Below are 23,076 nucleotides of genomic sequence, written 5' to 3' on the forward strand. Positions count from 1 at the left end.
GACGATATACAAAAAGAAATGAACAGCGTCTATTCATCGCTTCTCTACAGCTTTGAAGGAAAAGCGCAAGAGGCGCTTGCTCAACGAATCAGCCAAAGCGCCCAGCAGCTTATTAACACGGAGCAGGACGGAGAAAGTTTTGTGAATGGATTTAAGACGAGATGAAGGCGCCTTAATTGGCGCCTTATTTTTATTTAAATCTAACAACATTCTCTTTTCTGTTTTCACCACACTAATCGTCTTCGGTCTTCACCTCAAATAACTCCTCGACTTCAACCCGAGTCTTCACGTTATGGGCAAAGACATGCCAATCGGAAGCTGTTTTATTGTCTCCTTGTTGACACATATTCCTTTATGGTACGTATGAGCTTTTTCACCCTAGGATTTATTTGACGATATGGTTCTGCTGAGTTCCGGTTAACTAACGCATAACCAGCGTTTTTCAATTCATTGACTGTCTCGAACCTGCGTTCATATAAGCTATCGTTCGAGACCCTTTAAGCTTGATCTTTTCGTTTGGCGGAAGCCGCAAATGTCCAAAAGAGGTGATGTATACTCCGCTGACGTATTTCTTTGCTTAGCTTTATAAACGCTTGTCTAAAATCAAAAAGGTATCATACCATAACAACAATAAAATCACCTTTATCAATATTTTTTTATTGTAAAACGATAAATAATGTGTTAAATTCAAATCGACAAAATAAGTGAGGTGCTTTTAATGAAACGGGGATCAACACTCTTTTTAAAGATGGCTGTTATTCTTATTGGAATCCCAGTTCTTGCTTTGTGCATATTTTTCGTGCCGAAGATAGCGAATTTTGCAGCTGATTTGTATCCAGATATTTCTTATCTGAAATATCTCGTTTATATCGATTTGTATGCAGCGGCGATACCTTTTTACTTTGCTCTGTATCAAGCCTTTAAACTTTTAAGCTATATTGACCACAATAAAGCTTTCTCGAAATTGTCTGTACGGGCTTTAAAGAATATAAAATACTGTGCAATCACCATCAGTATTTTATTAGCGGCAGGCATGCCGCTCTTCTATCTCATCGCGGAGATGGACGACGCTCCTGGCATCATACTAATCGGACTGGTCCTTATTTTTGCTTCAATGGTTATCGCCGTCTTTGCTGCTGTTCTCCAAAGGCTATTGCAAGAAGCGATTGATATAAAATCAGAAAATGATTTAACAGTCTGAGGTGAAAACAATGGCAATTATTATCAATATTGACGTGATGCTTGCTAAAAGAAAAATGAGCGTAACGGAACTTTCTGAGAGGGTTGGAATCACAATGGCGAATCTTTCTATATTAAAAAACGGAAAGGCAAAGGCTATTCGATTATCAACTTTAGAGGCGATTTGCAAGGCTTTAGAATGTCAACCCGGAGATATTTTGGAATACCGAAGTGATGAAGACACCCATGATTAAAAATTTAGCCTATTCGGCGGTGATCTTATGCGCATACCCGTAAATCTGTTTAGCTGCAATACTAAGCTGGCCTCGCATATATTCAGAAAAAAACTTCGGAGGCACACATGATGAGAGCACTAAATCAACTCGTTCGTTTTGGTTGGGAGCAGTCCTTGTCATGTTTATTTCCTGTCGTTATTTTTGCCTCTTTGGCAATTACACAAATCATCCCTCTTCCCTTCCTGCCGCGGTATGACTGGCTGCTCATTATCTGCCTTCTCATGCAGTGGTGGATGGTGTATTCCGGGCTTGAAACACGGGATGAACTAAAGGTGATCACATTGTTCCACCTTATTGGACTAGCTCTTGAACTTTTCAAGGTGCAAATGGGCTCCTGGTCTTATCCAGAGGAAGGTTATTCCAAAATCTTCGGAGTACCTTTATATAGCGGCTTTATGTATGCAAGTGTCGCCAGTTATCTTTGCCAGGCGTGGAGGAGGCTTAAGGTTGAACTGGTTAAGTGGCCGCCGTTTTTTGTCGTTGTACCTCTTGCCGCTGCGATTTATTTGAATTTTTTCCTCCATCATTATTGGATTGACGTCCGCTTTTGGTTATCTGGACTTGTAGTAATTGTCTTTTGGAAATCATGGGTCATATACGAGGTTAATGGAATTCGTTACCGTATGCCGCTCGCACTTTCTTTTGTGCTCATCGGATTTTTTATATGGATAGCCGAAAATATCGCAACGTTTTTTGGAGCCTGGACATATCCAAACCAAACCAGCGCGTGGAGTCTCGTTCATCTAGGAAAAGTGAGTTCATGGCTCTTACTAGTGATTGTCAGCTTTCTAATCGTGGCCACATTAAAACTGGTTAAGGAGAAAGATTCCACTAGAGTGGATGCCGGTCAATTTTTATAACTCTTTATTTTAAAGGGTATCAAGGAGTTTATGACGCCATAGTTGGCGTCTATTTTTAGTATTCGCAATCTTGGTATCTGCATTCTTAGCTCATTATCTTATTATTTGTCGGGATGTATATACCGTCATGTTTTCTTCAATGATTTCCCATATGTATTTTCGCAGTTTTAAACTCTTCAATTTCTTCATTTTATCGGTCGCACTTGGCTATGTATTATTATTATGTATCTTTTCCCCCTCAAAATAGAGCGCCTTGATTTGCCTGCATTAAAGTTCGATTAAATCAAGCATTTAATGATGGTACACCTTTGTGTATAATTAGAAGAATATTTTGATATTTATTGTTTTTAAGGGGTGGGATAGTGATGGAAAAACACGAATATGATTGGGTGAAACAAACAAGACAGATTTTACTAGACCAGTGTAAAGTATTGAATAAAAATGATTTTACAAAAGAGTTTGGATTTGGTTTTCAAAGTATAAGAGATTCTTTAGTTCATGTGGCTGGTTGTTATCATGCTTGGCTGGGTTCTTTTGTGCTTTCAAAAACAACTTCACCACTCATAACAAAGGAAGCACTCCATAATATGCAGATAGAAGATATTCAACGTTATTTTCAACAGGCTGATATATATGTGGATACTGTGTTTGAACAATTCACTGAGAAATTTGATAATTTTATCGAAAAAGAGCCTTCTTGGAAAGCGGGCAGTGGAATCGTAAAAAAAACACCACACCAATTACTAGTCCATTCTATTACGCATGAGTTTCATCATAAGGGGCAAATTGTAGCAATGTTACGGTTGCTTGGTTATATTCCTAATAATACAGATATTTTGGGACTCCCTGAAAAAGAATTTTCTATAGATCAATAATAGATAACAACTGCGTATCTGTTACGTTCAGGCCACTGTGTGGACTAAAAGATATGCTGGACGGCCTGAAAATAGATCACGCCTTATCTCAATTTGTCAAACAACAATAGGAATTCAATAAAATGATGCTGGAACGCATTGAACTTTTTGAGAAACGGCAGAAGGAAAGAGACGAAATGCTGATGAAATCCCTTCGTGAATCCCAGGAAACTCAAAACGCCAATTACGGCCCCCTTTTTCGTTTATACGAACGATAAAGGTTGCGTAGTTAGAGGCGAACTAGCGAACGAAGACGTTAACGAGGCGAGCCGAGATTACATCTTTTTCACAATATGAATTGCGTGTCATATTATGCCCATTCCGTTAAAAGTGATAATTCAACTTCTAAAAAAATAACCCCGTCTATAAAGACGAGGTCACTCCGGTCACACATCGATCACAAACCCTCACTTCTCCTGCACCTCTTACCGATTATCAATCGTTTCCGGATACAGATCATGATTCATCATCCGATACTCGGCCATTTTTTCATACTTTGTGCCGGGCTTGCCGTAGTTGGTGTACGGGTCGATCGAGATTCCGCCTCTCGGGGTGAATTTGCCCCAGACTTCGATGTAGCGCGGGTCCATCAGCTCAATTAAATCGTTCATGATGATGTTCATGCAGTCTTCGTGAAAATCGCCGTGATTTCGGAAACTGAAGAGATACAGTTTCAAAGACTTGCTTTCTACCATTTTTTTATCAGGGATGTAGCTGATATAGATCGTGGCAAAATCGGGCTGTCCGGTTTTCGGGCACAGGGATGTGAATTCAGGGCAGTTGAATTTCACGAAGTAGTCCCTGTTTTCGTGTTTATTCGGGAAAGACTCAAGCACTTCTGGAGAATAGTCAAACAAATAATTGGTGCCTTGATTTCCAAGAAGGGTTACGCCTTCGAGTTCTGAATCTTTTCTTGTGGTCATCATTCATCTTCCTTTCTTCATTCAAACGCCTCGTTTGTTACCCCAGATCAGGGTATGGAGCTGCGGGAGAACGCGGACGCGGTTCAATTCAGGGTCGCGCGTGACCGCTTCTACCAGCTGTTCATACTTTTGAAGCAGCCGTTCGACGAGCCGCACTTGGTCTTCTGTATGAACGTCGTCATTTCCGACTTGGAGAAAGAACGGGACATCAGGATAACGCTGGTGAACTTGCTTTGCAAATTGAAGGTCTTCCGCCGTGAATATGACGACCTTCAAACTTGCCGCTGCCGCCCGGCCGTGCTCTTTCAGTTTTTCAACAATATGATCAAGCTTGTTAAAATCGGTTTTCATATTGGAGCTCGGCGGCTTTGGCGAAATTGTTAAATCATCGATTCCGGCAAACCAGTCTTGATAAAACGTCCCTTGCGTCTCAAGCGCTGTCCGTATACCGTTTTCTTTTAAAAGGGAAATCAGTCCGTCCAGCTGTTTTAAAAGCGCCGGGTTGCCTCCTGAAATCGTAACGTGCGAGAAGGCGTTTCCGCCGATGTCTTTAAGAGATTCGTATACTTCTTCCGCGGTCATCCATTTGATGTCTTTTTTCGCCGAACCGTCCCAGGTAAAAGCTGAATCGCACCAGCTGCACGAATAGTCGCAGCCGGCTGTTCTGACAAACATCGTTTTTTGCCCGATGACCATCCCCTCTCCCTGAACCGTCGGACCGAAAATTTCAAGTACGGGAATCGGCTTAGCCATTGTGAACACCCGGTTTCGGACGGTAGACGACATAGCTTGTCGGCGTTTCCCTGACAAACACCTGAACGCAATGCGGACGGTTTTTGAGATCTTTCAAATAAGCCTCTGTTTTATCGTAAATCGTTTTCGCCACCACTTCTGTCGAAGGGATCCGATCCGCGCTTTCACCCGAAAATTCCTGATGGTCATTTAAAAGCGTATGATCGTATTCCCCGTGGATCAATTTTTTAATGGTGCTGAAGTTGACAAGGAATCCTGATTCATTCAATTCATCCCCGGCAATCGTGATATTGATTGTATACGTATGGCCGTGGACTCTGCTGCATGCGCCCGCATCCTCTCTCGGAATAAAATGCGCGGCTGACATCTGCATATCTTTATTTAGTTCAAAAGAGTAAGGATGGCTTGGTTGCGGGTAAATTTGTGTAAGCACTGTTAAGCTCGCTCCTTTTTCATTTTCATATATTCATTGTAGCCATTCGCCCGAAGCTTGCAGGCCGGGCATTCGCCGCAGCCGTCGGCAATGATTCCGTTGTAGCACGTCAGCGTCTCGTTTTTCACGAAATCAAGCGCATCAAGCTCATCGGCGAGCTCCCACGTTTCCGCCTTGTTCAGCCACATCAGCGGCGTGTGGATGACAAACGGGCGCTCCATCGCCAAGTTGACAGTGACATTGCAGGATTTGACGAACTCATCCCGGCAATCCGGATAGCCGCTGAAATCCGTCTCGCATACACCAGTTATGATGTGCCGCGCGCCGACCTGGTAGGCGAGGATCGAAGCGAACGATAAAAACACGAGGTTGCGTCCCGGAACAAAAGTGGACGGAAGTTCGCCTTCTTTCGCCTCAATCTCGATATCATCCCTTGTCAAAGCATTCGGCGCGAGCTGATTTAACAGTTCCATATCAAGAAGGTGATGCTTGACGCCAAGCTTTTCAGCGATCTTTTTCGCGACTTCGATTTCCTCTCGGTGCCGCTGATTATATTGGAAGGTGACCGCTTCCACCTCCTGAAATTGCCGAAGCGCCCACAAAAGGCAAGTCGTACTGTCCTGACCGCCGCTGAATACGACGATCGCTTTTTCCTGTTTCATAATTCCTCCTTCTCCGCTTTCCGTCAGTATTTCATAAAAGAAGAGATTCACTAATATCTAAACGAAAAAACACCTTTCTCTGTGAGAAAAGTGTTCTAGCAAAAAAACAATAAAAAAGGCCATACCCCAAGGATACAGCTTTCCTTAGTTTTTTATAGAGGGTTTTGCTAGAACCTCTCCCGCAGTTTCAAGCGGATTTTGTTTCAATTTTCCTTCGCCATCTTATCACAAATCACATGTTTCGCCAAGTGCAATGCCTGCCATTCAACGCTCAGGCACCCTTTTGACGATCAAAAAGAATATAAAGACGAGGCTCAGCTGGCCGAACAAAGGATAAATGGTCGATATCAGCTTTCCGTAGCCGATTTGTCCCGTCAAGTAGATTGTCAGCAGGATGAACATAAATACATACAGGCTTTTCATATGAAGATATTCATTAATCTGCTTTTCAAGACCATATAAATTGCCGATGACCGATGTGAAGACTTCCCCGAAAATGATAAACAGATAGATGATATGGACAGAATGCTGGACAATGAATACAACCTGTGCCATCGGAACTTCGTATAAAAGGACATCAGGCAATGTTGAAAGAGACAGAAAGCTCGCGATCAACACAAGGGTAAGCAGACACCCTCCGATTAATGCTCCTTTTATAATGAGCCGTTCAGATTTCAGTTCAGAAGCGATCGGCACGAGAACCGCCTGTGCGAGCGACAAATTAAAAGCGCCGTACGAAACAGCGGATAAAATCCAATCGGGTTTTGCCGCCGAGAATGCCGCCAAATTGTGGATCTCCGGCCCTCTGAAAATAAACGAATCAAACAGGACGATGACTGTGAACAGAAGCAGCAGCGGAACGACAATGACATTGACGCCGAATATCCCTTTAACGCCCTTCATCATGACAAACAGACTCAAGGCAATCGTCGCAATCATCCCCGCTTGGTTTGAAAAGCCGAGCTGTTCCTCAAATATCGCCCCCGCTCCGGACAGCATGACAGACGTCACGCCGAGCAAAATCACGAGCATGAAGACATTGACAAATTTCCCGAGCGTATGGCCGAATAAATATTGATTCAGCTCCTGATAAGATTTGGCATTGATTCTGACCGCAATCAGCATCATTTTTGCGCCGAGAAATGTAAACATCAGTCCGCTGATCAAAATTCCGGCTAACCCCGGCCAGCCGAATCTTAAAAAAAACTCGACGATTTCTCTTCCAGTTGCAAATCCGGCTCCGACGACTGTTCCTACATAAACAAATGCCAGCTGAAAGGCTGATCCATGTGATTGACTCATACGACTCCTCCGTAAACGAATTCCCTTTCTACACCATATGAGCCATGTCCTTTAAAAAGAAGGACAACTTCTCACTCAGGAACAAAAAAGAAAAAGCATAGAACTTGAAAGTCAAAGAAGGTCAATGTATACTAATAGTCAGAAATGGTCAAATTGCAGACCATTTTTTCAAAGTCAATTGGTCAAAAAAGGTCAAATTCAATAAAGGGGGTTTTGGCAAATGCGTTGTCAACATTGTCAAAAAAATGAGGCGACGATTCGCCTGAACATGCAAATCAACTTTACAAAAAAGCAAATGGATTTATGTGAAGACTGCTATAAAGAGCTGACTCAGCCTTCTATGTTTTCAGGAAATCATTTTTTTGGCGGAGGAGGTTCTTTCTTCAGCCAGCCATCACAAGCGCAGACGCAAACCACTGCCAAAAAAGGCTTGCTCGATGAACTTGCCGTCAACTTAACGAATGCCGCAAAGACAGGCTTGCTCGATCCGGTGATCGGCCGCGATGATGAAGTGGCCCGTGTAATCGAGATCTTAAACCGCAGAAATAAAAACAACCCTGTCTTAATCGGTGAACCGGGCGTTGGTAAAACAGCCGTTGCTGAAGGACTTGCTCTCAAAATCGCCGAAGGCGATGTTCCAAATAAATTGAAAAACAAAGAACTCTACCTGCTTGATGTCGCTTCCCTCGTAGCAAACACCGGCATCAGAGGACAATTTGAAGAAAGAATGAAACAGCTGATGAAAGAGCTGAAAGAACGCAAAAACGCGGTCTTGTTTATTGACGAAATTCACCTTCTTGTCGGAGCAGGCTCTGCCGAAGGCTCCATGGACGCCAGCAACATTTTAAAACCTGCGCTTGCCAGAGGCGAACTGCAAGTCATCGGCGCGACGACGTTGAAAGAATATCGCCAAATCGAAAAAGATGCAGCATTAGAGCGGCGCTTCCAGCCGATCATGGTGCATGAACCGACAATTGAGCAGACCGCGGCGATTTTAAACGGGCTGAAAGAAAAATACGAAGCGTATCATGATGTAACTTACACGGATGAAGCGATCAAAGCCTGCGTCGTTCTGTCTAGCCGCTATATTCAGGACCGTCATCTTCCCGATAAGGCGATCGACCTTTTGGATGAAGCCGGTTCAAAAGCGAACTTGAAAATCGACACGGTCAGCGGTGAACAAGCTTCCCAACGCCTGAAAGAAATCGAAGCGGAAAAAGCTAAAGCGCTGCAGGAAGAAAACTATGAGCTTGCAGCAAAGCTCCGCGATGAAGAAGAAGCACTGCACAAAAAAATGGAAAACCATGCGGAAGAAAAACGGGCAACCGTTAAAGCTGAAGACATTCAAGCGATCATCGAACAAAAAACCGGCATTCCGGTCGGCAAGCTTCAGCACGACGATCAGAAGAAAATGAAAGAGCTTGAAGCAAACCTTTCAAGCCGCGTGATCGGTCAAAAAGAAGCGGTAAAAAAAGTGGCAAAAGCCGTCAAAAGAAGCCGCGCCGGCCTGAAATCAAAAAACAGGCCAGTCGGTTCATTCCTGTTCGTCGGCCCGACAGGTGTCGGTAAAACAGAACTTTCTAAAAGGCTTGCGGAAGAACTGTTCGGCACGAAGGATGCCGTCATCCGCCTCGATATGAGCGAATACATGGAAAAACACGCCGTATCGAAGCTGATCGGTTCACCTCCTGGATATGTCGGCCACGAAGAAGCCGGACAGCTCACCGAAAAAGTCCGGAGGAACCCGTACAGCATCGTTTTGCTTGATGAAATCGAAAAAGCCCATCCCGATGTTCAGCACATGTTCCTGCAAATCATGGAAGACGGACGTCTGACAGACAGCCAGGGACGGACGGTCAGCTTTAAAGATACCGTCATCATTATGACAAGCAATGCCGGAGTATCTGAAAAGCGGACAACCGTCGGTTTTAACCGGGAAGAACAAGTAATGGGCGAACAATCAATGATCGATTCCCTAAGCAGCTACTTTAAGCCGGAATTCCTGAACAGATTTGACAGCATCATCGAGTTCCAGCCGCTCGAAAAAGAAGATCTGGTCAAGATCGTCACTCTCTTGCTGGAAGAGCTTGAAGAAACGTTAAAAGAGCAAAACATGACGCTTGAAGTTTCAGATGAAGCAAAAGAAAAAATTGCTGAAATCGGATACCATCCGGCCTTCGGCGCCCGCCCATTAAGACGAACCATTCAAACAGCAGTCGAAGATCAAATGACCGATCTGCTGCTTGAAGAAGAATACATCAACGGTTTTGCGGTTATCGTTGAAAACGATGAAATCTTGGTGAAACCAACCGCATAACACACATAACGGCCTCCAATTGCGGAGGCCGCTTTACATACAACGTAAGAATCACAAAAATTCTATTTTTTAACATTAAATAACCCTAAAGTCCCTTTTCACCATGATTTTGAAACAATTTAAGAAACACCCTAAAGTTCCTATCACGCAACACCGATATTAACGATAGAAAAGTTAGTTAAAGGAATTGGTGAAAAAATGGACAAAACATCGTTAATTGGAATCATCTTAGCTATCATCGGAGTAGGTGTCGGCATGGTCATGAAAGGTGTCAGCCCTTCCGTTCTCGTCAATCCCGCGGCATGGCTGATCATCCTTGTCGGTACAATCGCAGCAGTTGTGATCGCTTTTCCAATCCGCGAGATCAAAAAGGTTCCCAAACTCTTCGGCATCTTGTTCAAAGAGAAGAAGATGATCGAAATCAACGAATTGATCCCGATGTTTTCCGAGTGGGCACAAATCGCAAGACGTGAAGGACTTCTCGCTTTGGAAGCAAATTTGAATGAGATCGATGATGAATTTTTGAAAAACGGCATGAGCATGGCAGTAGACGGCCAAAGTGCCGAATTTATCAGGGACGTTTTAACTGAAGAAGTTGAAGCAATGGAAGAAAGACATCAAGTCGGAGCGGGCATTTTTACCCAGGCGGGCACATACGCACCGACACTCGGCGTTTTGGGCGCTGTTGTCGGACTGATCGCAGCGCTTGCGGATATGAGCGACACTGAAGCGCTTGGACATGCGATCAGCGCCGCTTTTGTCGCGACCCTTCTCGGGATCTTCACCGGATATGTACTATGGCATCCTTTTGCCAATAAATTAAAGCGGAAATCCAAACAGGAAGTCAAAGTCCGCGAAGTCATGATTGAAGGCATCCTTTCGATCTTGGAAGGCCAAGCTCCAAAAGTCATTGAACAAAAGCTTTTGATGTATGTCTCTCCAAGCGAACGCTCCAGCATCGTCATCCCAGAAGGAGACAAAGGAGACAGCAGCAATGGCTAGAAAAAAGAAGCACAAAAAAGACCATGAAGAACACGTGGATGAGTCTTGGCTCATCCCATATGCCGACCTGCTGACACTGCTTTTGGCCTTGTTCATCGTACTGTTTGCCATGAGCTCGATCGACGCCAAGAAGTTCGATATGCTGTCTAAATCATTCAATGCCGTATTTACCGGCGGAACAGGAATGATGGATTATTCCAGCTTCACCGAGCCGAAAACGAGCACAACCGAAGATGGAAAAAGCCCTGACCAAGCAAAAGATCTCTCTCAAGATCAAAAAGAAAAAGACAAGCAGTCGCTGAAAAAAATTCAGGAGCAGGTCAACCGGTTTATTAAAGAGAAAAGTCTTGAAAAACAGGTCAATACGAAGCTGACAGACGAAGGCCTCCTCCTTTCCATCGAGGATAATATCTTTTTTGATTCCGGAAAAGCGGAGATCCGCCAGCAGGACATTCCGCTGGCCAAGGAAGTATCCGACCTTCTCGTCTTGAATCCGCCCCGCAATATCGTAATCAGCGGACATACGGACAATGTGCCGATTCGAAATTCTCAATTTAAATCAAATTGGCATTTAAGCGTGATGCGGGCAGTCAATTTCATGGGGCTTTTAATCGAAAATCCCAAGCTTGACGCCAAGATATTCAGCGCGAAAGGCTACGGAGAATTTAAACCGATCGCTTCAAATGACACCGAAGAAGGAAGAAGGAAAAACAGACGCGTTGAAATCCTCATCCTGCCGATCGGCCAGGAAAACTTGAATAAAAAAGAATAGGAAGCTGCCTTTTGGCAGCTTCCTTATTCTTTGCCCTTATAAATATTTCTTGCGTTCAGTCCGACTTTTTTCAGCATTTCGATGCAGGCTTCTTTCTCCTCATCGCTTAACACGCTGATCATGTGGTGAAGCTCTTCTGCATGACCCGGAAAAATCTTCTCCAGGAGCTTGGTGCCTTTATCTGTAATTTGCGCATAGGTCACCCTGCGGTCGGTCGCACAGGCTCTTCTCGCGATCAGCTCCTTTTGCTCAAGCTTGTCAACCACATATGTAATACTCCCGCTCGCCAGTAGAATCTTATCCCCTATTTGCTGAAGGGGCTGATCCCCTTTATGATAGAGGAGTTCTAAAACGGCAAACTCGGTTGGATTCAGACCATGATGATGAATATGTTTATTCATATGATCATTAATGGATCTGTACGCTCGAGATAATACAATAAATAATTTCAAGGACTGTTCCTGTTCTCTATTACTCATATCTCTCATCTCCAAAGAAACAACTACAGGAAAACATTAATAAACTATGAGGAAAATGTCAACTGTTAACATTCAAACCATGTTATGATGAGTAGGAATCGAACATCAAATAGATATATCCGGAAATTCCCCGGTATTGTGTCCTATTTTCACGGTATTGGTTATCTTTTCTATAAATCGGCTCTCACTAGTGATATAATACCCCTATTCCTGTATCGATTGGGAGAGAGTAAAAATATGCGCAATTTGAAAAATCTATGGAAGAAAGTCAGGCTTTATTTGATCTTGGTAATGATCCCCGCCTTCATTATAAGCTTTTTTGTATACGAACAAGAACGAGAAAATATCACTGAAAAGCACCGTCAGACTGCGACTCTCATGCTCAATATTCACCGCAACCAAATCAACTACCTGATCGGCGAAACAGAAGCAAGGCTCAGCTCCCTTGCCACGGCCCTCAACCACCCTGTTAATGAGCAGCATATCAAACGAATCCTGACGGAAACGTATAAAAAAGAACCGCGTTTTTCGGCTTTATACCTTTTAAATAAAGACGGCGATGTCATGGTGAGCACGTCTCCCGTCAAAGAAAAAAAGAAGGTTTCATACAAGAACATTCTGCAAAAAGCGGAAAAATCAAAGAAATCCGTGATCACAGACGATATACATACAGTGTCGGACAGGCTGGAGCTGAATATTTTTACTCCTGTCTATGACAGCGAAGGCAGAACGACAAATTTTCTGCTGGCTTCGATCCGCGTCGATTATCTGAAAAATATCATGAACGTCCTGAGCCCTGAGCTTTATATCAAAATTCTCAACCAGAAGAATCAGATTGTCTTTACAGCAGGCCATTCTCCTCCTGAGAAGCCGGACGGCGGCACCGTCGATGCTTTTTTGGATCAGATCGACTGGAAGCTTGAAGTTTATCCGGAACCGGTCCAGCTTGATGAAATCGTTCACAGTCTTCTGCTGTCATTTTTAAGTATTTTCATTCTGCTGAATATTATGTTCCTCATGCTCCAGTATGTGCTGCTGAAGCGGCGGACCAAGCAGGAGCGCGCCCAAAATGAAGCCCAGAAGCTCGAATTAATCGGCACCCTGGCAGCGAGCACCGCTCATGAAATCAGAAACCCGCTGACAGGTATCAGCGGCTTTATCCAGCTCCTGCAAAAAAAATATCAATCAAAAGAAGATCAAATGTATTTCTCAATCATCGACCAGGAAATCCGGAGGATCAACCAGATTGTCAGCGAGTTTCTCGTGCTCGGAAAGCCGACGGCAGAGCAGTGGCAGCTTAACGCCATGAATGAAATGATTGACGAAATCATGCCGATTATTCATTCTGAGGCAAATTTATATAATGTGGAAGTGGAATTTCAAGACTGTGGAGAAGACCCGGCTTATGTGTATTGTAAAAAAGATCATATTAAGCAGGTTGTCTTGAACGTCGCCAAAAATGCTCTTGAATCGATGAAAAACGGCGGAAAGCTGCTCATTCAAATCGAACATCATCAAGAGAAGGCGCAAATTATTGTGAAGGATATCGGAGAAGGCATTCCAAAAGAAATGATGGAGAGTATTTTCCAGCCTTTTGTCACGTCAAAGGAAAAGGGAACCGGACTCGGCCTTGTCGTGTGCAAGCGCATCATTTCCATGTACGGGGGAACCATTCAGATCGAAAGCGAACAGCATAAAGGAACGACTGTAACGATTACGCTGCCGACTTCAAAGGAACAGGTTGACTGAGGCTTCCCCGTTCCTGCAAAGAGCCTGCCTTTCACGGCAGCTCTTTTTCGTTCAGTCACTATGCTGTATATTTTTCAACGGTCAGACAGTCGATGCAGCCTAAAAAATCCTGCAGCAGATGGTCCGACGCATTTTCATTCATAGACAGTTTTTGATATTCATAAATTAATTGATCCAGCTCCTGGCTCCGCCTGATCGTTTCATCCCCTGTAAATCCATAGATTTCAGCGGCTTCAACCATCATTTGCCGCTTCTTGCTGATGGAAACGAGCAATGCTTCTTTTTCAACATAATTTTGCATACGCTTCACCCCTTACCGACATATCGTTTCTTAGAACCATCCAGATTTTGCGTACTTGAGCATTATTACAGATTATACTTATTTTGTAAACCTATTTCTCAAAAAATTATTTTGAAATCGAGTATAATAGAATTGTGGAATTAAAGGTGTAATACCCATCGATGAAATACGGCAAACACCTTTAAAAGAGTTCATGAGGATAGAAGGAGGTCTAAATGATGAAAAAACCAGTGTCAAGGCTCCGAACCATCTTTGCCGTGAAAGAAGCGTATTCAGGCCTCTTATTGTTTTTCAAGGCATTTAGAGCCTGGAGAAAGGGAGACTTCCCCTTATTCCCGAAAAAAACGATTTTACTGGCCGCGCTGGCATTGATTTATGTGCTGTCTCCGATCGATTTGATTCCCGATGTTCTCGCAGGTATCGGCTGGCTTGATGACGCGGCTGTGCTCGCTTTTCTATTCAGGCAAATCACCAAAGAACTGGACGGATTTGAAATACATCTAACGGAAGGAATAAACGGCAATGGCAAACAATAATATTCTCGGTATCAATCATCTCTTGTTTTCAGTCTCTGACCTGTCCGTCTCTATTTCATTCTATGAAAAGGTGTTTGATGCCAAGTGGCTCGTAAAGGCCGAGAAAACCGCTTATTTTGACCTGAACGGCATCTGGCTCGCATTAAACGAAGAGAAAGGCATTAAAAGACAGGAAATCCACGACTCTTACACCCATATCGCCTTTTCGATTCAACAGGAAGATTTGCCGTTCTGGGAAAAGAAATTACGCGATTTAGGTGTAAACGTGCTAAAGGGCAGAAAACGGCATGAAGGCGACAAAGATTCAATTTATTTCTCAGATCCGGACGGCCATAAGTTCGAGCTTCACACCGGCTCTGTATTTGACCGTCTTCAATACTATCAAAATGAAAAACAGCATCTCTCCTTTCATGAAGGCCACATCAAGGCCCTTTATGACAGAAACAAATAAAAAAGCGTCCACGCGGACGCTTTTTCATTATCGGCTCACACTCTCTTTCTCATAAATCGGCACCCAGCCCTCTGTCGTCACAAAGATTCTGACAGCCACGACTTTTCGGTCTTCCTGAAGCGTGAAATAATGGCGGGTGTTTTCAGGAACGGAGATCAAATCTCCCGGATTTAAGAGGACATCAAAAAATGTGCCGTCTTTTCCTTCTATCGCAAAGATACCGTGGCCGCTGACGATAAATCTGACTTCATCGTCTGTATGATGATGTTCCTGTTTGAAATTTTTCAAGAGCTCATCGAGTTTCGGATTTTGGTCGGAAAGCGAGATGACATCGCTCGCTTTATAGCCGCGGCGTTCTGAAATGTCTTTGATTTCAGCGGCAAAGACGTCTAAAATCTCCTGTTTCTCTTCATCGGTCAAATCGTATTTTTCTTTTAAGCCGGCCGGCAGCTTTGTGATATCCCATTTTTCATAAATGACCTCCTGCCCCTTTAGAAATTGTTCTACTTCTTCCTGCTTTTCAATGGTCGTGTTTTGTTCATCATGGATTCGAATTGTCGCCATGCTTTCTCCCCCTTTTTAATTAAACGTGGTAAGCCTGCAAAGCTTTCAGTTTTAAATGCCAGCTGAACAGGAATTCATACGCTTCAAGCATCCGCTTTGTCTCAAATGCCGTTTTTCCCCAGACGGTAATGCCGTGGCTGCGAATCAGCACTGCCCCTGAATCGCCTGAAAGGTGTCCGGCAAAATCCGCCGCCAAATCCGGAATATGAGCGCTGTTTTCGATAATCGGGATCGCAACCTCCGCATTTTCCTCCCAAAGACCGAGCGCCTTTATGATTTCCTGGCCTCTGAATGTCACTTGCTTTTCTTTTGCGTAAAGCTCTGAGATGACATTGTTGTCAATCGTATGGACGTGAAGACAGCAGCCCGCGTTTGTATTTTGATAGACACGGGTGTGCAGCAGCGTCTCCGCCGACGGTTTCAGCGTATGTCCGGTCTCCGCCGGTCTCCCCTCTTCGTCCGCCAGCAGAAAATCCTCCGCGGACGCTTTTCGCTTATCTTTTCCGCTTGCTGTGATGATAAATCGCAGCGGGTCTTCTGATACTTTGATTGACAGATTGCCGCTTGTCGCCGGGAACCAATCCCTTTCCGCAAGCTCTTTTTTTACCTCGGCAAGTTCTTGCCATTTTTGCTCAGGGTCCATTCTTTCACCTCCGCGGTCTCTTCAAGTATTCGCTTTACATCACGGAAATCGCCGAATCCCGCATGCTTCAGGCCGAGCCCCTCACATTCCCGCAGCAAATAATCGCGCGCGATGCACAAGTCGGAACATTTGGCAGCTTCAACATCTGTAACAGAGTCCCCGATCATGACAACAAAATCGTCCCGGCCTTTCAGCCGGCGGATGATGGAAGGCTTGCAGCAGCCGCATTCATTTCCACAGCAGCCATCACACGGATACGGCCAGCGGATCTCGATATTGCGCCCTGAAAAGCCGGCCTCATTGCAGTAAATGCGTTCCTTTTCGACAATGCCTTCAAGCAGAGGATAGACGAAAAAGTCCATCCCTCCGCTCACGACGTAAAACGGAAGACCCTGCTCATCCAGGAAAGAGACAAACTCTGTAAACCCGGGGCGGATCTCGGCTTGTTTCAGTACATATCCCATAATGTCTTCTTTCAGGCTTGTCGGCAGCAATTGAAACATTTTGCCGACCCCGTTCTTAATCGATATGTCCTTGGACAGAACTCCGTCTTTTAAAGCGTGCCACTCTTCTGGAGCAAATTGTTTCATAATGCTGATGATGTTGTCGTTTGTTGTAATGGTTCCGTCAAAATCGCAAATGATAAGCGGCTGCCTCATACGGAAACCTCAACCCTTCCCCATTTTTCAAGGGCGAGCTTTAAATCGGGAGAACACTTTGCTTTTTCTTCGACTGGCTCCGCTTCCAGGACGGCATCAATGATCGCCCGAAACGCCCTTCCTCCGCCTGCCGCTCCGTTTGGATGACCGTGAATCCCCCCGCCTGCGTTGATGATATGGTCAATGCCGAAGTCTTTCATCAAGAGCGGCACCATGCCGGGGTGAATACCGGCCGACGGGACGGCGAATGTCGGTTTAAAAACGTCTTCCTTCGTGCATTCATCATATATGGCAAGCGCATCCCGCTTCGGCAGAGCAACGCTTCCGTACGGTGAAGGGAACAGGCTGAAATCAGCACCCGCATACCGGTTGAGCTTGCCGAGCAAGAGCGAATGGGAAAAACCGTAATGCGGCGACGAAGTGAGTGCGCCGCTTACTGCCGGGTGCGCCATGATCGGCAGCGGGATGTCGCCGTCTTCCGCAAGGCTTTGCAAAACATCGAGCCCGTAGGCAAACACATTCAGCAGCAACACATCGGCTCCGAGCTCGGCTGCTTTTCTCGCCTTCGATTTCAGCTCCATTGTCCTGCCCGTCAGGTTGACGGCATACAGCGTTTTGCGCCCTGTTTCTTCAAAAGCTGCCTCAAGCACTTTCTTTCCTTCCGTGATTCGTTTTTCAAAGGGGGCACTGCCTGTTTCGAATAAGATTTCATCGTCCTTGATCAAATCCACTCCGCCGAGCGCCTGCTGTCTGAGCTGTTCCTTCAAGTCTTCCATATCGCGGCCGATGACGCCTTTAAAAATGCTCATCAACAGAGGCCTTTCAAATTCGCCGATTTTTTTCCGGATCCCGTATACGCCGAATTTCGGACCCGGCAATGATCGTTTAAAAGACTGCGAAAACTCCAAATCCGCCAATTTGATTTTTCCGTCGAGAGACAGCTTTCCAAAAACGGTCGTCAGCACAGCGGGAACGTCGCTTGTAAAATTGGCTTCCGGATAAGCGATGGTGACCGATGCCTGTTTTTCCCCCAGCGCGCTTTCTGTTTCTTCGACCTTGACGACGCGTCCTTTATGCTTTTTCAGCTGTCCCTGCTTTAAGAGCGGCAGATCTGTCCACGACCCGACCGTCAGTCCGATCGCGATTTGCTCGGCCCGCTTTTCTGCGTCACATCCTTGATCTGTCAAAACATATGTTGCCAAAAGTTCACTCATTCTGTAGCTCCTTCCTGCTTCATGCATATAAAAAAACCTCTTTTGCTGCTTTAGCTAAAAGAGGTTTCGCATTTCAGGTTCGAATCCTTATCTCTCAGCGTCAGCTGCAAGAATTAGCACCGTGCTTAAAAAGTCGGTTGCCGGGCTTCATCGGGCTTGTCCCTCTGCCTGCTCTTGATAAGAATATTGATTTTATAAATTATTTTGAATTATCCCATCGTTTTTCCCGATTGTCAATGACTGTGGCCGGTCTTTTTGAATATATTCAGCTTGGCAATGCGCGAAGCCGCTTCCCGGAGCCGCTCTTCGCTTGTCAAGAGGCCGACTCTCACATAGCCTTCTCCGTATTTGCCGAAGCCGATGCCGGGCGCTGTGACGACATTCGCTTTTTCGAGAAGCAGATCGGAAAAAGCCTCAGATGTATACCCGTCAGGGACAGGCATCCAGGCGAAAAAAGAACCTTGCGGAGCATCCGCGTGCCAACCGATTTCGCGGACCGCACGAATCCATACATCCCGCCTTTTTTCGTAGCGCTCATTTTGCTCTTTGACACACGCTTGGTCTGATAGAAGCGCGGCTGCCGCGGCGTCTTGGACCGCTTTAAAAAGGCTGACATACATATGGTCCTGATAAAGGTTCAGCGCTTCGATCACAGAGGCGTTGCCAACTGCAAACCCGACCCGCCATCCAGCCATATTATACGTTTTGGAAAGCGTGTAAATTTCGATTCCTGTGTCTTTTGCCCCCTCCGTTTCGAGAAAGCTGACAGGCCTCTTGCCGTCGTAGCCGATCGCACCGTAGGCAAAATCGTGGACGACGCAAATTCCGTTCGACTTGGCAAACCGGACAGTCTCTTCGAAAAAAACAGGCGTGGCTTGGGCACCGGTTGGATTGTTTGGATAATTTAAATACATGAGCTTCGCATTTTCTTTCACTTCCTTCGGAATCCGGCTGTAGTCAGGCAGAAACTGATTGCCCGCTGTAAGCGGCATCGTTTCCATGTTCGCTCTTGCCAGCTCAACGCCCGACCAGTAGTCGGGATAGCCGGGATCGGGAACGAGCACGGCATCCCCCGGATTTAACAAACATTGCGGAAGCTCGACAAGACCGGCTTTTCCGCCGAACAATACAGCGACTTCGCGTTCGGGATCGAGCTCTACGCCGTATTCCCTTCGATAGAACGCGGCTGCCGCCTCCTTGAGTGAACGGCTGCCGCGAAAGGAGGAATACTGATGGTTTTCAGGGTTGCGAACGGCTTGCGCCATTGTATCAACGATGTGATCAGGTGTCGGCTGATCGGGATTCCCCTGGCCGAGATTAATCACATCATGGCCGGCGGCGATTTTTTCATTCACCTTTTTCACCAAGGAAGCGAAAAACTGCTCAGGCAGCTGTTTCAGCACATCTGAAAGCTCAAATTTCATATGATTCACCCGCTTTTGAAAAATTCTTGAAATGATAGTCCATCATCATATATTGTTAAATGTAAAATGTAAAGAAAAAAATGAGGTGATCCAGATTGAAGCTGACAATTTCATGTCTGCAATTCGATATCGCATACGGCAATCCTTCTGAAAATTTTAAAAAAGCGGAGCAGCTGATCGAACAGGAAAGCCGAAAAGCGGATGTTCTTCTCCTTCCCGAGCTGTGGACGACGGGTTATGATTTAAAAAATCTCGGCTCCATCGCAGATGAAGAAGGCAGGCAAACGAAGAGATGGCTGCAGGAAACGGCAAAAACAAACCGTGTCCATATCATATGCGGCTCTGTCGCCGTTAAGAAAAAAAGCGGTGTGTACAATATCATGTACATCGCAGACAAAAACGGACATTTGATCAAAGAATACAGCAAAGCTCACCTTTTCCAGCTGATGGACGAACACCTCTATTTGTCAGCGGGCTCAGGCGACGGGAGCTTCGAGCTTGAAGGGATCCCGGCTGCGGGGTTTATCTGCTACGACATCCGTTTCCCGGAATGGATCAGAAAACATACGAAGGAAGGTGCGGGCATCATCTTTGTATCGGCGGAATGGCCGCTCGCCCGCCTCGATCACTGGCAAAGCCTTTTAAAAGCCAGAGCGATTGAAAATCAGTGCTTTGTCGCAGCCTGCAACCGAGCGGGAAGTGACCCCGCAAACGAATTTGCGGGCCACAGCATCATCATTGATCCGCTCGGCCGCACCCTCGCTGAAGCAGGGAGCGGTGAAGCCGTCATCAGGACCGAAATCAACCTCGGGGACATTGAAAAAGCGCGGGGGCAAATTCCGGTTTTTGAGGACATTCGCAGAGATTTATATTAAAAAAGTGTTGACAAGAAAACTGAGATGCTGGTAACATTTTCAGCAACTGACCGAACTGAAATTTCAAAATTTTATATTGATTTCTCTTATCGAGAGTTGGGTGAAGGACTGGCCTAATGACCCCAACAGCAACCGACCGTAATACCATTGTGAAATGGGGCGCGAAATTCTGCGCCGCTAGGGCACGGTGCTAATTCCATCAGACTTTGAATTCTGAGAGATAAGAGAGGCGAACGCGACAAATCAGCCTCTTTCTCTCGATGAGAAAGAGGCTTTTTTATTGTTAACGACATTTAGGGGGAATCACACATGACCGTAACGAAAACCGCAGCATACGAAACTTTGACCGAAAGCTCCGCGGCCGCGCTGGCCGTCCGCCTCGGGCTTTTTCCAAGCAAAAGCACCCTGACATGCCGGGAGATCGGGGACGGAAACTTGAATTTGGTCTTCCGCGTGTATGACAAAGAGCAGCAAAAAGGGCTGATCATCAAACAGGCGGTGCCTTATGCGAAAGTCGTCGGCGAAAGCTGGCCGCTGTCGCTTGACAGGGCGAGAATCGAAAGCAGTGCGCTGATCCGCCAAGCCGAGCATGTCCCGCACCTTGTCCCGAACGTTTACTATTCTGACACCGAGCTTGCCGTTACCGTATTGGAAGACCTTTCTCACTTGGAAATCGCCAGAAAAGGACTGATTGACGGGAAGGATTATCCCCACCTGTCGGAAGACATCGGAGAATTCCTTGGAAAAACACATTTTTACTCGTCTGAATATGCACTTGACCCAACAGTTAAAGGGCGGCTTGTGAAGCAGTTTACGAATCCGGATCTGTGCGATATTACAGAAAGCCTTGTGTTCACAGACCCTTTCTTTGATCATGAGACAAACGATTTCGAAGAAGAGCTTCGCGATGAAGCGGAAGATCTTTGGCGCAATGAAGCATTAAAAATTGAAGCGGCAAAACTGAAACAGCGCTTTTTGTCTGCAGAGGAAACGCTGATCCACGGCGACCTTCATACAGGCAGCATTTTCGCAAGTGAAGAAGCCGAAACGAAAATCATCGACCCTGAATTTGCGTTTTTCGGCCCGATCGGGTTTGACATTGGACAGTTTATCGCCAACCTGCTGCTGCACGCGCTTTCCCGCGAAGAAAACAGGCGGGCTCCTTTATACCGCCATGTCGAGACCGTCTGGCATACGTTCAGCCGGATATTCAGCGAAGCATGGGAAAACGATGCTCTTGACGCTTGCAAAAATGAGAAAGGACGCCTTGAATCAGTTCTGAAACAGGCGTTTGAAGACGCAGCAGGCTTTGCCGGCTGCGAAATGATCCGCCGGACGATCGGCCTTGCCCATGTGGCGGACCTTGAAACAATCGTTCCGTTTTCCCGGAGAATCAGCCAAAAAAAGCTCGCCCTTAAAATAGGCGCAGCATTCATAGAAAAACGCAGCGGTTTCCGGACGCCAAAAGACTTGATTGAAGCGTTTCGGAACGCGCTTAAGGAGTGAATGACATGCCTGAACAATTTGCGGTGCCCCGCTCTGTCGAATGGGAAGAAGCATCGGTAAAAATTCTGAACCAGCAAAAGCTTCCCGAAAAGACGGAATACCTGCACCTCACAACAAAAGAAGACGTCTATGATGCGATTCAAACGCTGAAAGTGAGGGGGGCACCTGCCATCGGCATTACAGCCGCCTTCGGACTCGCCCTTTGCGCACAAAGCATCAATACATCTGACGTTTCCGCGTTTCTGGTGGAACTCGGAAAAATCAAAGATGAACTCAATCAGGCAAGGCCGACAGCCGTCAATTTATCCTGGGCTCTCAATCGGCTGGTAAAAAGTGCGGAGGACGCAAAATCGGTCAATGAAGCAAAAACAAATCTGATCCATGAAGCCATTCAGATCCAGGTTGAAGACGAAGAAACGTGCCGGCAAATCGGACAGAATGCACTGCATTTGTTCAAATCGGGTGACAGCATCATGACCATCTGCAACGCCGGCTCGATTGCGACAAGCAGGTACGGTACGGCCCTTTCCCCGTTTTATCTTGCCAAAACAAAGGACCTCGACCTTCATATTTATGCCTGTGAAACGAGGCCTGTCCTGCAAGGGGCGCGCCTGACGGCGTGGGAGCTTATGCAGGGGGGAATTGACGTGACGCTGATTACAGACAGCATGGCTGCCCATACGATGAAAGAAAAAAACATTTCAGCCGTCATTGTCGGAGCGGACAGGATCGCGAGAAACGGAGATACAGCCAATAAAATCGGAACATACGGCTTGGCAATCCTCGCCAAAGCCTTTCAAATCCCGTTTTTTATCGCCGCTCCCCTGTCAACTTTTGATGTTTCGATTTCATGCGGCGACGACATTCCGATTGAAGAACGCGATCCGGATGAAGTCAGGCTGATAAACGGGACGCAAATAGCTCCGCAAGAGGTGCCAGTGTTCAACCCTGCTTTTGATATCACGCCGCACGATTTAATCTCAGGCATCATTACGGAAAAAGGGATTATCACAGACAGGTTTGAAGAAGAAATTGAAGCGCTGTTTTCCGCTGAAGCCCTTACTTAGGCCGCTTTAGCGGATTTTAATCGATTTGATGATGTCTTTCTTCTGCTCTTCGGTCAACACGTGCAGCTTGACGAACAATTCCGCGTATCCTGCTATTTTGTTCGGGCGGTTCGTTTTCACTTATTCGTCCTCCTTTTTTACCAAGACCAACATTTTTAACTTAATAAAATTATATGTCGCTGACGAAAAAAAGAA

General features: G+C 45.7%; 26 protein-coding genes and 3 riboswitches. Of the genes, 13 read left to right on the plus strand and 13 right to left on the minus strand.

All coding sequences use genetic code 11. From position 1 onward, the window contains the following. Positions 1 to 718 precede the first annotated feature (718 nt). The 4 genes from LQ247_RS18770 (at position 719) to LQ247_RS18785 (ending at position 3,210) form a co-directional block, all read left to right on the plus strand. Positions 719 to 1,201: a DUF2975 domain-containing protein gene (locus LQ247_RS18770; protein ID WP_020451162.1), complete on the plus strand. Its 483-nt coding sequence runs from the start codon at positions 719 to 721 to the stop codon at positions 1,199 to 1,201. Between the two features lie 10 nt (positions 1,202 to 1,211). Further along, positions 1,212 to 1,433, plus strand: a complete 222-nt coding sequence (locus tag LQ247_RS18775; RefSeq protein WP_020451161.1) for a helix-turn-helix domain-containing protein — start codon at positions 1,212 to 1,214, stop codon at positions 1,431 to 1,433. A 110-nt stretch (positions 1,434 to 1,543) separates the two neighbouring features. Next, positions 1,544 to 2,335 (plus strand): DUF817 domain-containing protein, encoded by a 792-nt coding sequence (locus LQ247_RS18780; RefSeq protein ID WP_023857306.1) that lies wholly within the window; start codon positions 1,544 to 1,546, stop codon positions 2,333 to 2,335. A gap of 365 nt (positions 2,336 to 2,700) precedes the next feature. Next, positions 2,701 to 3,210 carry a DinB family protein gene (locus tag LQ247_RS18785; RefSeq protein ID WP_101560801.1) on the plus strand — a complete coding sequence of 170 codons (510 nt, stop codon included), beginning with the start codon at positions 2,701 to 2,703 and terminating at the stop codon, positions 3,208 to 3,210. Positions 3,211 to 3,674: 464 nt separating this feature from the next. On the opposite strand, the gene queF is transcribed toward LQ247_RS18785, so the two are convergent. The 5 genes from queF to LQ247_RS18815 all read right to left on the minus strand — a co-directional run bounded on the left by queF (position 3,675) and on the right by LQ247_RS18815 (position 7,322). Beyond that, complete coding sequence (gene queF / locus LQ247_RS18795; protein ID WP_009328607.1) at positions 3,675 to 4,172, minus strand: preQ(1) synthase; 498 nt, start codon at positions 4,170 to 4,172, stop codon at positions 3,675 to 3,677. Positions 4,173 to 4,193: 21 nt separating this feature from the next. After that, positions 4,194 to 4,925 carry a 7-carboxy-7-deazaguanine synthase QueE gene (gene queE / locus LQ247_RS18800; RefSeq protein WP_075213208.1) on the minus strand — a complete coding sequence of 244 codons (732 nt, stop codon included), beginning with the start codon at positions 4,923 to 4,925 and terminating at the stop codon, positions 4,194 to 4,196. Next, positions 4,918 to 5,358, minus strand: a complete 441-nt coding sequence (gene queD / locus LQ247_RS18805) for a 6-carboxytetrahydropterin synthase QueD (protein ID WP_023857309.1) — start codon at positions 5,356 to 5,358, stop codon at positions 4,918 to 4,920. Before queD ends, queE begins: the two co-directional genes overlap by 8 nt. Positions 5,359 to 5,360: 2 nt before the next feature. Then, the gene (gene queC / locus LQ247_RS18810) at positions 5,361 to 6,020 is read right to left on the minus strand and encodes a 7-cyano-7-deazaguanine synthase QueC (RefSeq protein ID WP_020451152.1); all 660 of its coding nucleotides are present in this window, start codon (positions 6,018 to 6,020) and stop codon (positions 5,361 to 5,363) included. Between the two features lie 138 nt (positions 6,021 to 6,158). Then, positions 6,159 to 6,203, minus strand: a riboswitch (PreQ1 riboswitch). Between the two features lie 81 nt (positions 6,204 to 6,284). Next, positions 6,285 to 7,322: a YkvI family membrane protein gene (locus LQ247_RS18815; protein ID WP_020451151.1), complete on the minus strand. Its 1,038-nt coding sequence runs from the start codon at positions 7,320 to 7,322 to the stop codon at positions 6,285 to 6,287. Between the two features lie 220 nt (positions 7,323 to 7,542). On the opposite strand from LQ247_RS18815, the gene LQ247_RS18820 reads away from it, so the two are divergent. The 3 genes from LQ247_RS18820 to motB all read left to right on the plus strand — a co-directional run bounded on the left by LQ247_RS18820 (position 7,543) and on the right by motB (position 11,413). Next, positions 7,543 to 9,639: an ATP-dependent Clp protease ATP-binding subunit gene (locus tag LQ247_RS18820; RefSeq protein ID WP_231006416.1), complete on the plus strand. Its 2,097-nt coding sequence runs from the start codon at positions 7,543 to 7,545 to the stop codon at positions 9,637 to 9,639. 198 nt (positions 9,640 to 9,837) lie between these two features. Further along, positions 9,838 to 10,641, plus strand: coding sequence for a flagellar motor stator protein MotA (gene motA / locus LQ247_RS18825; RefSeq protein WP_020451149.1), 804 nt, complete (start codon positions 9,838 to 9,840; stop codon positions 10,639 to 10,641). Then, positions 10,634 to 11,413: a flagellar motor protein MotB gene (motB, locus tag LQ247_RS18830; RefSeq protein WP_020451148.1), complete on the plus strand. Its 780-nt coding sequence runs from the start codon at positions 10,634 to 10,636 to the stop codon at positions 11,411 to 11,413. The genes motA and motB overlap by 8 nt, the downstream gene beginning before the upstream one ends. Positions 11,414 to 11,436: 23 nt before the next feature. On the opposite strand, the gene LQ247_RS18835 is transcribed toward motB, so the two are convergent. Next, positions 11,437 to 11,892 carry a MarR family winged helix-turn-helix transcriptional regulator gene (locus tag LQ247_RS18835; protein ID WP_020451147.1) on the minus strand — a complete coding sequence of 152 codons (456 nt, stop codon included), beginning with the start codon at positions 11,890 to 11,892 and terminating at the stop codon, positions 11,437 to 11,439. Between the two features lie 237 nt (positions 11,893 to 12,129). Between LQ247_RS18835 and LQ247_RS18840 the strand changes: the two genes are divergently transcribed. After that, positions 12,130 to 13,641: a PAS domain-containing sensor histidine kinase gene (locus LQ247_RS18840; protein ID WP_020451146.1), complete on the plus strand. Its 1,512-nt coding sequence runs from the start codon at positions 12,130 to 12,132 to the stop codon at positions 13,639 to 13,641. A gap of 58 nt (positions 13,642 to 13,699) precedes the next feature. Here the strand turns inward: LQ247_RS18840 and LQ247_RS18845 are convergent, their stop codons facing one another. Then, positions 13,700 to 13,942, minus strand: a complete 243-nt coding sequence (locus LQ247_RS18845) for an aspartyl-phosphate phosphatase Spo0E family protein (RefSeq protein WP_020451145.1) — start codon at positions 13,940 to 13,942, stop codon at positions 13,700 to 13,702. Between the two features lie 215 nt (positions 13,943 to 14,157). Here LQ247_RS18845 and LQ247_RS18850 point away from each other — a divergent pair, with 215 nt between their 5' ends. Together LQ247_RS18850 and fosB are read left to right on the plus strand one after the other, a co-directional pair. Beyond that, positions 14,158 to 14,478, plus strand: a complete 321-nt coding sequence (locus tag LQ247_RS18850; protein ID WP_144498087.1) for a YkvA family protein — start codon at positions 14,158 to 14,160, stop codon at positions 14,476 to 14,478. Beyond that, positions 14,465 to 14,929: a metallothiol transferase FosB gene (gene fosB / locus LQ247_RS18855; protein WP_144498089.1), complete on the plus strand. Its 465-nt coding sequence runs from the start codon at positions 14,465 to 14,467 to the stop codon at positions 14,927 to 14,929. The genes LQ247_RS18850 and fosB overlap by 14 nt, the downstream gene beginning before the upstream one ends. A 27-nt stretch (positions 14,930 to 14,956) precedes the next feature. Here fosB and LQ247_RS18860 read toward each other — a convergent pair whose 3' ends face one another. The 5 genes from LQ247_RS18860 to LQ247_RS18880 all read right to left on the minus strand — a co-directional run bounded on the left by LQ247_RS18860 (position 14,957) and on the right by LQ247_RS18880 (position 19,433). Further along, complete coding sequence (locus LQ247_RS18860; RefSeq protein WP_020451142.1) at positions 14,957 to 15,493, minus strand: 1,2-dihydroxy-3-keto-5-methylthiopentene dioxygenase; 537 nt, start codon at positions 15,491 to 15,493, stop codon at positions 14,957 to 14,959. A 19-nt stretch (positions 15,494 to 15,512) separates the two neighbouring features. Next, entirely contained in the window at positions 15,513 to 16,136 is a 624-nt protein-coding gene (locus tag LQ247_RS18865) for a methylthioribulose 1-phosphate dehydratase (protein ID WP_144498091.1), read from the minus strand. Continuing rightward, positions 16,097 to 16,795 (minus strand): 2-hydroxy-3-keto-5-methylthiopentenyl-1-phosphate phosphatase, encoded by a 699-nt coding sequence (gene mtnX / locus LQ247_RS18870; RefSeq protein WP_144498100.1) that lies wholly within the window; start codon positions 16,793 to 16,795, stop codon positions 16,097 to 16,099. Before mtnX ends, LQ247_RS18865 begins: the two co-directional genes overlap by 40 nt. Then, entirely contained in the window at positions 16,792 to 18,009 is a 1,218-nt protein-coding gene (mtnW, locus tag LQ247_RS18875) for a 2,3-diketo-5-methylthiopentyl-1-phosphate enolase (RefSeq protein WP_144498102.1), read from the minus strand. The genes mtnX and mtnW overlap by 4 nt, the downstream gene beginning before the upstream one ends. Positions 18,010 to 18,093: 84 nt before the next feature. Further along, positions 18,094 to 18,193: riboswitch (SAM riboswitch) on the minus strand. 49 nt (positions 18,194 to 18,242) lie between these two features. Next, complete coding sequence (locus tag LQ247_RS18880; RefSeq protein WP_224145984.1) at positions 18,243 to 19,433, minus strand: pyridoxal phosphate-dependent aminotransferase; 1,191 nt, start codon at positions 19,431 to 19,433, stop codon at positions 18,243 to 18,245. Positions 19,434 to 19,528: 95 nt separating this feature from the next. On the opposite strand from LQ247_RS18880, the gene LQ247_RS18885 reads away from it, so the two are divergent. The 3 genes from LQ247_RS18885 (at position 19,529) to mtnA (ending at position 22,881) form a co-directional block, all read left to right on the plus strand. Continuing rightward, a complete protein-coding gene (locus LQ247_RS18885) occupies positions 19,529 to 20,308 on the plus strand; it encodes a carbon-nitrogen family hydrolase (protein WP_105978982.1) in 780 nt (259 codons plus the stop codon). 83 nt (positions 20,309 to 20,391) lie between these two features. After that, positions 20,392 to 20,535, plus strand: a riboswitch (SAM riboswitch). 82 nt (positions 20,536 to 20,617) lie between these two features. Next, on the plus strand, positions 20,618 to 21,814 hold the full coding sequence (gene mtnK, locus LQ247_RS18890; RefSeq protein ID WP_101560791.1) for an S-methyl-5-thioribose kinase: 1,197 nt from the start codon (positions 20,618 to 20,620) through the stop codon (positions 21,812 to 21,814). Between the two features lie 5 nt (positions 21,815 to 21,819). Continuing rightward, complete coding sequence (gene mtnA, locus LQ247_RS18895; RefSeq protein WP_101560790.1) at positions 21,820 to 22,881, plus strand: S-methyl-5-thioribose-1-phosphate isomerase; 1,062 nt, start codon at positions 21,820 to 21,822, stop codon at positions 22,879 to 22,881. Positions 22,882 to 22,887: 6 nt separating this feature from the next. On the opposite strand, the gene LQ247_RS18900 is transcribed toward mtnA, so the two are convergent. Further along, positions 22,888 to 23,001 (minus strand): hypothetical protein, encoded by a 114-nt coding sequence (locus LQ247_RS18900; protein ID WP_023857319.1) that lies wholly within the window; start codon positions 22,999 to 23,001, stop codon positions 22,888 to 22,890. Positions 23,002 to 23,076: the final 75 nt, after the last annotated feature.

The sequence above is a fragment of the Bacillus sp. BS3(2021) genome (assembly GCF_021043345.1).
Classification (GTDB): domain Bacteria; phylum Bacillota; class Bacilli; order Bacillales; family Bacillaceae; genus Bacillus; species Bacillus paralicheniformis.